Genomic DNA, 7,900 nt, shown 5'->3' on the forward strand with positions numbered 1-7,900 from the left:
CACCGCGGAAATCCGGGTGGACGGGGTGCAGCACTCGTGTCACGGTGGTGGACATGAAGGTGGAGTTCCATCGCGATGGGGACACTCAGTACTCCGTCCATGTCCATCGCCGTGACGGTGTGGTCGTGTCGCTGCCCGGCGCCGGTGGGAGATGGCAGGTGCCGCACGACCTGGCGCACTTCGCGACCGAGCGAGCGTTGGATATGGCCGGCGGCGTGTTCGGCAGCATGGCCGCTGGGGCGATGTTCGAGCGGATGACCGTCGTGTCCGGTCGGCAGCGCCGTGACCCGAAACAGCGTTCGCAGCAGGTTCTTCGTACGAACACCAGGAGTCGGTCCATCACCGTGGCCGAAACCATGACGTCGCTGGTTCACGACGCAGTGCACCATGGCAGGTCGAACGATCTGATCAAGCGGGCGCACGGATTGTGGGGAACGGTTCGCGAAGACGCGTTTCCTTATACGATGCAGCACTTCCAGACTGCGATCCGGGATCTTCGGGCGCTGAGCGACGCGTGGGCTACGACATCTGCCGGGAGTTGTCTGGCCGTGGAGTGGCCGGACGAGCTCACCACCCAGCTTCCAGCAAAGTCACGCCCCGAGCGCCGTTGACCAGCCGGGCTCCAGGCGGCTCTGGAACTACGCTGCGGCGCATTGTGGTGATGGGTTGCGCCGGGTCAGGGAAGTCGAGACTTGCCCGCGCCCTCTCCGACCGCCTGGGTCTTCGTTATGTCGCTCGAGATGACCTTCTCGGTCCTGGACAGAAGTCGCCAGAACACCGAGTCGCCGTGGACGGAGCGACCGTTGGCAGTGGATGGGTATTCGACGGAACCCCCTTCGATGTCGAGGATCTGGTGTACGAACGAGCCGACATGATCGTGTTCCTCGACTACTCGCGTACCGTCGTCACATGGCGTTCCTGGTGGCGGGCCTTTCGCATCCTGGTCACCCGTCGACCGGATGGCCCACACCGGCCCGAGAGTCCCATGAACTGGCTCGATCGAACGCATCCAGTCCGTTGGTCCTGGTCGTCACAACCGCGTCGAAGAGTCCGGCTGCGCCGGGACCTGGAGTCCTCCGCGCTGGCGCATGCGAAACGACTGCATTTCACCAGGCCTCGCGAGGCCGCCGCGTGGCTTCGTACGGTCAAGTAGGTGAACTCCCCTCACGCAGCTGCCGGGCGCCGAGTACATCGGCCAGACCACGATCCGCGTCGGCGTCGGCACGAATCACGGCCGATGGTCGGCCGCCCACCTCGATCGCCTGCGGATCCTGGTCTCCCTGGGAGTTTGCGACGCCGAAACTTGTCCGCCAGAGCCGCTTGTCCACCATGCTTTCGCGGCTGCGTATCGTTCGCTCATGACGCCACACGAGATGATCGGTTCGGCAGTCGAAGTCGCTGAGGAAGGGCTACTCCGCGGCGAACTACCGATCGGGGCGGTCGTGGTCATGGGCGAGGACATTGTTGGCAGAGCCTTCACCCAGGAGAAGGCGCAACAACGACGCCTCGTCCACGCGGACCTCCTGGCCATGGCCCAGGCCGACGAATCGCTGGGGTGGCGCCCGCGACCTCAGCCGCTGCGCCTCGCGGTCAATCTCGAGCCGTGCCTCATGTGCCTAGGTGCCGCGATGACCCTCGGAGTCGCCGAAGTTTACTTCGGTCTGGAGTCGCCGGCAGACGGGGCGGCGAGCGTCGCGGCGGGATGGACCCCAGTCAGTGCGGACATCCCGTCGTATGTGGCGCCCCTGATGGTGGGTGGGATCCGGCGATCCGATGTCCGAAACCAGTTCAGCCGATATTGCGAGACTGCTCCAGATTCCGGATTGCGTCGGTGGGCGCGGACTCTCGCACAGCTGCCTGCCGTAGCGCCTTCGTAGGTGGAGGGAGCGACCTCCATGCAGATCTACGACGCGCCGACCGTGAGCATCGAGGACCATCGCCGAGTTCGAGGAGTACGTGTCCTGCCAGGACAGCGAGCCGCAGTCGTGAGCGAAGATGCCTAAGTCAGGACCTGGCGCAGGGCGGCGGCGAAGGCGTCCGGCTCGCCCTTCATTCCGTATTCGCCGCCAAGGAATCCCCCATGGTCGCCGGGGAAGGTGACGGGTTTCGTACCTAGCCGGCCGGCCACTGCCACGGCGGCCCGGTGAGCCATTTCCCCAGTAGATTCGGCGCCGGCGGCGATGACGACGCGAGTCGATGCCGCACGGAGTGCTTCGAAGTCATGCTGATAGTGCGTACACGAAATGATGTTCTGCCCGACAAGCACATCGTCCCGGGAGCCGTCGTCCTCGGTCGGCAACCCGAAGTTGGCAGGATCCGGGCCGTGCTGGTCGGCGAAATCGAGCGGAATCGGTCCTTTGTGGGCGACGAGCATGATGAACTTCGCCATCGCCGGTCCGAGGCCACTGCGCTGGTAGGTCTCGTGGATGTCCACGGACGCAGCAAGCGCCTGCTCGCGGTCCGGCAACACCTGAGCGGCCGGCGGCTCGTGCGCGACGAGCGTCTTGACCTGCTCCGGATGGCGGGCCACCAGGGCCAGCGCGTTGACGGCGCCACCACTGCTGGCGAAGATGTCCACCGGTCCGGCGTCCAGCGCCGAAATCAGTCGGTGCAGATCGTCCGCGTGCTCATCTGGTGTCGACTCGGTGGCGTCGTCCGTGCGCTCGCTGCGCTCCACACCGCGCGGGTCGTACGTCACGACCGTGCGGTCGGCGAAATGTCCGGAAAGGGTGCCGAACCCGGTCGCGCCCATCGGCGACCCGATCAACAGCAGGACCGGCGCCGAACTGGAATCGTTGCTCCGGACGTCGTAATACAGCACCGCGCCGGGCACGTCCAGGGTGTGAGTCTTGGGCTGAGTCATGATGCCTCTTTTCGCCAATTCTTGATTCTTGCCCTACTGACTCGCCGCCACGGCAAAACTCATCGGCGGCGTATTCCCAGGGATGGGAGCCGCCGAGAGGGCTGGGAGAATTGGTGTCATGCCCAAGCTGCGTGAGCTGCCAAGCACACGACTGGTCCTGATCCGAAACGCCATCCAGCGCTCTCACGACCCGGGGCGTCTGCTCGATCATGACGATCTGGGGTTGTCCGACGAGGGACGAGAGAAGGCGGAGCGGCTACGGGACCGCCTCGCCGCCACCGGCGAGCTGGCCGATGTGACGCGGTTGCTTTCCAGCAACGCCCGCAGGGCGATCGAGACCGCGCAGGTCATCTCACCAGCCCTCGGCGATCTGGAACCGGAACCGGACTGCGGGTTCTGCGAGCCACACTCAGGTGAGTGTGACGGCATGGTCGTCGAGGAATGGCTTGCCACGCTCGCCCAGGAGAGGCTGGCCAACTGGTCGCCCTATGCTCCGAAGTCACCTGGCGGCGAGTCCTATCGGGAGGGTATCGAGCGGGCTGCCCGAACGTTCATCGAAGCCGTCCTGGCCAACGAGGGTGGCACCGTCGTGATCGTCACCCAGACCGTTCCGCTGCGGGCGAGCTTGTGGGCGTTCCTCAGCCTTCCGTTCCACGCGGAGTACCTCTACCCGGAGATCACCGACACGGGGATCACCGAATGGATCGCTGACGGCTGGCTACCTGACACTGGTCAGATGAAGGCCCGGCTCGTTCGATACAACGACCACGCCCACCTCCTCCCGAACGCCTGGGGGTTGCCCTAGGCCTCTAGCCACAGGGACAAGCCGCGGGCCCACAACAAAAGTCGGTGGCTGCGCCCGCGACGCCGGTGCCAGACTTCGCCGATGCAGGATCGCGAACTAGTTCCGCTCCTTGGGGAGCCGTGGCCTGTGCTCGATCACCGCTTCGCACGAGCACATCTTGAGCGCCTGGGTTGGGCGATGTGCGGTCGGGGCGACTGGGCCTACGCTCATCGGTCGCCGAGTGGTCGACTCGTGGCCCGGGTCAGCCCGTTCGAGCCGGCCTACAACTATTTCGTCGAGCTCTGCGAGCGGTGCGCAGGCAACAGATACATTCCGCGGATAGAGCTGGCGACCCCACTCGACGGGGGCGGACATCTGGCCGTGCTCGAGTACCTGACCACCCCGGACAGCAGTGTGGTGCGGACATTTCTGCGGCAGTGGGAGCATCCAGCTGAAGCCGACGCCGATCTGCGTGATCTCCGGCACGAGGTCGAGGCCGTGGATGCCTGGGGCCGTCAGAATGTGCGGTGGTGGGGGCCGCGGGTCGACGTCGGCGACCGTCACGTTCTGCTCTCGGCCGACGGGAACCCCAAGCTCATCGACTTGTTCTTTGTGGAGGGCGAAGACCTGCTCGATGAGCTGATCAACGACCCGCATGCGTTCGCGCGTCACATGCCCCTTGATCAATGCCGGTACATCCTCGACATCCCTGACCTCCAGGATGACGGCCACGCCACCGGCTACCTTCATCGCATAGGAACAGCCCTGAAGGACGCCACAACCGGATCCTGAGGGCACCCGTGTTGTTTGACGGCATGAGCCAAACCGCCTGGCTGGCGCGCTTCGCCATCGTGGGTTACAGCGCTTGATGACCTGGCGGTGTGGCGTCCTCGTCGAGCGCGACCGACCTGGCCTGCAGAGCGGGGTGGCGCAGGAACGTGTCCACCAGCTCGGCCGGTCCGCCGATGCAGGTCCAGTCGTCATCCCACAGCGTCGAAACCAGCCACGAGTGGTCCGCGGGGAACATCAAGTTGGGCAGTGCACCCTTCCAGAACGACAGGTCTCCGCCGTGGCGCCAGGTGGCGGCCTGCTCCGGCCCCGCCTCGACCAACACATACGGCCACCCCGCATACAAGCTCACCGTGGGCGCGTCGGGAAAGACGATGTCATCGGCGCCGGTGTCGAGATACCCCAACCACCACGACTGGCCCGCCGACTGCTCACTCAACAGCGCGAGCATGGTCCGGTCGTGTGCGTCCTGCCCCTCGCCTCCGTAGGGAAGCATGATCGTCGCGTAGGCCTCGAAGACCGGTGGGATGGCGGCGGTGATGGTCCGGCCCAGGGACGTGCCCTCGTCGATCCACGTGACGTCATCGCTCGTCCCGATGCGCCACGGCCTGGCGTCCCTGACCCTCGTGACCATTTCGCCAGGCTAGATGCTGTGACTTATCGGCTCCAGCTGAATTCCTGATGTCCGCCGTCAGTAGGATCGGCCCACCACGGCGATCAGGTCCGGTTCGTCCTCGGAGTCGGGAACACCACCGTCGGGCCGTATCAGGCAGCGCACGGTCACCGCGCTCTCCGACAGCCGTGCCTCACCCTCTTCGCCAAGGGTCGCCCACGGGATGCGCGCCCAGCCCTCGTCGTCGACGGCCACCGCCACCGCCTCGTCCACCGACGCCACGTCGACGGTCCGCGCGTCGCGGAGCTGCGTCGCCTCCGCGAGAAGGGCAGCCTGGTCGATCTCGAGCGCCTCTGTCACATCGGACAGCACGGTCTCTATCGGTACGGTCGCCTTGGTTCCGGGGATTCGGCGTACGACCGTCACCGCGCCGGCGGCCAGGTCCCGCGGGCCGATCTCGATGCGGACCGGTACGCCCTTCAGTTCCCAGTCCACGGCACGCCGCCCAAAGGCGACATCCACTCGGTCGTCCAACTCGGCGCGTACACCTGCGGTTATCAGGTCGCCGACCAGCTTGGCGGCCACCTCCCCCACGCCCTCGCCGGACTTGACGACGGTGACCACGACCTGGGTCGCGGCAAGCCGCGGCGGGATGCGCAGGCCGGCGTCGTCGCCATGGGTCATGATCAGCCCGCCGACCATGCGGGTCGAGGATCCCCAGGAGGTCGTCCAGGCGTACGGCCGCTCACCGGCGGCGTCGAGGAAGCGGATGTCGAAGGCGCGGGCGAAGTTCTGGCCGAGTTCGTGGCTGGTCCCCATCTGGAGGGCCTTGCCGTCGCGCATCATGGCCTCGCAGGTGAGTGTGGTGATCGCTCCGGCGAACCGCTCGCGCCGGGTCTTCACACCGGCGACCACGGGGATCGCGAGCACCGTCGCCATGAGGTCGGCGTACGCCTCGTGCAGGATGCGGCGGGCGTAGGCGGCCGCGTCCTCCCGGGTCGCGTGCGCCGTATGGCCTTCCTGCCAGAGGAATTCGCTGGTCCGCAGGAAGACCCGCGGCCGGAGCTCCCAGCGGACGACGTTCGCCCACTGGTTCAGCAGCAGCGGCAGGTCGCGGTAGCTCTGGATCCACTTCGCCATGAACTCGCCGATGACCGTCTCGCTGGTCGGCCGTACGACGACCGGCTCCTCCAGCTCCTTCCCACCCGCGTGCGTGACGACCGCGAGTTCGGGGCTGAATCCCTCGACGTGCTCGGCCTCGCGCTTGAGGTAGCTCTCGGGGATGAACAGCGGGAAGTAGGCGTTGCGAGCACCCGCGGCCTTGATGCGCTGGTCCATCTCGGCCTGCATGCGTTCCCAGATTGCATAGCCGTACGGCCGGATGACCATGGTGCCGCGAACTGGACCGTTCTCGGCGAGCTCGGCCTTCCCGAGTACGTCTTGGTACCAGCGCGGGAAGTCCGTCGCCTGCGGAGTGAGTACACCTGCCTTCGCCATGCCTTGCATCCTAGGACGAGGCCAGTGAGAAGTCGGGGCGCACCACCGTCGGAGGTCAGGGTGCCAGCAGGTGCCGAAACTGCGCGTCGTACTGGTCCACCGGCGGGTCATCGACGGCGGCAACGAAGAAACCGAGAAAAGTGCTGTCGGCGCCAGCGTCGGTCAACAGATCGCGCCACGACCACAGGTTCGGGTGCGGCATGTGCGTGGCAGCCTCCGCCGGAGCCAGACGCTCGACCACCTTGGCGAACTGCGCGTGGTCCAGCCGATAGACCCCCGTCGTAGCAACGTAGCCGCACACCGAAGCCAGCACTACCGCCGGGAGCGGTCGTACCGCCCCGGGCGCGTTCACGTGGCCGAAGCTCAGGACGGACGCGTCCGCGCGCGCCACGCCGTAGGCCACGGGCATGACGAACCCGGGTATCTGTGCGGCAAACCGCTCTTGCGCTGCGAGGAGCTCACCGTCGGTCACCCACGCCTCAGACATTCGCAGATCCTCTTATCACCGGGTGATCGTAGCCGGGACCGCAGTGGTGCGGCGTGTCCCGCGCAGCCCCACGTTTGCGGACAGGACCCGGGGTCCCCCCACTTGTGCACGCGGATTGCACGACGGCGTTCAGCTCCGGGGCGTCCACCGTTACACCGAGGGCTCTCACAGGTTGGTGATGGAACTATGTGTCGGTAATGTCGGCGGCCATGGCAGAGGTACCACCGCCCGGGTTCTACGAGTTCCTGGACTTCAACGCGCCCCTGTCAGGCGTTCGGGCTGACACGATTGCACGGTCACTCGCCGCTGGGCGGCCGACCCGGATCGTCGATGTCGGGTGTGGCTGGGGTGAGCTTCTCCTCCGAACACTGGCTGTGGCACCGGAGGCGTCTGGTCTGGGGGTCGATACGGACGCTCAGGCGATCGACCGTGGCCGCGCTCGTGCTTCGAACCGTGGCCTTGCCGATCGCGTGACCTTTACCGTCGATTGCGCGACGACTACAACAGATCCGGCCGACGCCGTGATCTGCATCGGCGCCGACCACGCCTACGGCGACCAGCAGGACGCCATCCGTGCGCTCTACCGCATCGTCCGCCCAGGCGGCCGGCTGCTGTTAGGCACCGGGGTCTGGGAACGGCCACCTACGCCCGCCGAGGCGGCGTCGATCGGCATGGAACCGGATTCCTTGCGCGACCTCGCAGGCTTGGTCGACCTCACGATCGGCACGGGTTTTCGGCCACTAGTACCCCGTGGTTGAGATCTTTTGACGGTTCGTTTTGGTGAGGATCTGGTCGGCGGTCTTGGTCCAGACGAAGGGGTGGCAGCGGTCGTTCCAGCCGGTGATGAATTGGCGGATCTTGGTGATC

Annotated in this window: 9 protein-coding genes and 1 pseudogene; 5 read left to right on the forward strand and 5 right to left on the reverse strand. The window is 66.2% G+C overall.

Going from position 1 to position 7,900, the window contains the following annotated elements; all coding sequences use genetic code 11:
* Positions 1–53 precede the first annotated feature (53 nt).
* Both ABN028_RS25110 and ABN028_RS25115 read left to right on the forward strand, forming a co-directional pair.
* A complete protein-coding gene (locus ABN028_RS25110) occupies positions 54–611 on the forward strand; it encodes a hypothetical protein (protein ID WP_349698342.1) in 558 nt (185 codons plus the stop codon).
* Positions 612–1,358: 747 nt separating this feature from the next.
* Positions 1,359–1,877, forward strand: coding sequence for a deaminase (locus ABN028_RS25115; protein ID WP_349698343.1), 519 nt, complete (start codon positions 1,359–1,361; stop codon positions 1,875–1,877).
* Between the two features lie 122 nt (positions 1,878–1,999).
* Here ABN028_RS25115 and ABN028_RS25120 read toward each other — a convergent pair whose 3' ends face one another.
* Entirely contained in the window at positions 2,000–2,863 is an 864-nt protein-coding gene (locus tag ABN028_RS25120; RefSeq protein ID WP_349698344.1) for an alpha/beta fold hydrolase, read from the reverse strand.
* A gap of 118 nt (positions 2,864–2,981) precedes the next feature.
* Between ABN028_RS25120 and ABN028_RS25125 the strand changes: the two genes are divergently transcribed.
* Both ABN028_RS25125 and ABN028_RS25130 read left to right on the forward strand, forming a co-directional pair.
* Positions 2,982–3,668, forward strand: coding sequence for a histidine phosphatase family protein (locus ABN028_RS25125; protein ID WP_349698345.1), 687 nt, complete (start codon positions 2,982–2,984; stop codon positions 3,666–3,668).
* 231 nt (positions 3,669–3,899) lie between these two features.
* A complete protein-coding gene (locus ABN028_RS25130; RefSeq protein WP_349698346.1) occupies positions 3,900–4,439 on the forward strand; it encodes a hypothetical protein in 540 nt (179 codons plus the stop codon).
* Between the two features lie 64 nt (positions 4,440–4,503).
* Here ABN028_RS25130 and ABN028_RS25135 read toward each other — a convergent pair whose 3' ends face one another.
* From ABN028_RS25135 to ABN028_RS25145, 3 genes are read right to left on the reverse strand one after another with little or no spacing between them, the layout of a single operon-like run.
* Positions 4,504–5,070: a hypothetical protein gene (locus ABN028_RS25135; RefSeq protein ID WP_349698347.1), complete on the reverse strand. Its 567-nt coding sequence runs from the start codon at positions 5,068–5,070 to the stop codon at positions 4,504–4,506.
* 57 nt (positions 5,071–5,127) lie between these two features.
* Entirely contained in the window at positions 5,128–6,546 is a 1,419-nt protein-coding gene (gene proS, locus ABN028_RS25140) for a proline--tRNA ligase (protein WP_349698348.1), read from the reverse strand.
* Positions 6,547–6,601: 55 nt separating this feature from the next.
* A complete protein-coding gene (locus ABN028_RS25145) occupies positions 6,602–7,033 on the reverse strand; it encodes a hypothetical protein (protein ID WP_349698349.1) in 432 nt (143 codons plus the stop codon).
* A 209-nt stretch (positions 7,034–7,242) separates the two neighbouring features.
* Between ABN028_RS25145 and ABN028_RS25150 the strand changes: the two genes are divergently transcribed.
* On the forward strand, positions 7,243–7,791 hold the full coding sequence (locus tag ABN028_RS25150) for an SAM-dependent methyltransferase (RefSeq protein ID WP_349698350.1): 549 nt from the start codon (positions 7,243–7,245) through the stop codon (positions 7,789–7,791).
* Here the strand turns inward: ABN028_RS25150 and ABN028_RS35505 are convergent.
* Positions 7,774–7,900: pseudogene (locus ABN028_RS35505) on the reverse strand (IS630 family transposase); the annotation flags it as partial. The gene ABN028_RS25150 and the pseudogene ABN028_RS35505 sit on opposite strands and share 18 nt — an antisense overlap.

This window comes from Actinopolymorpha sp. B17G11 (assembly GCF_040196095.1).
Taxonomy (GTDB): domain Bacteria; phylum Actinomycetota; class Actinomycetes; order Propionibacteriales; family Actinopolymorphaceae; genus Thermasporomyces.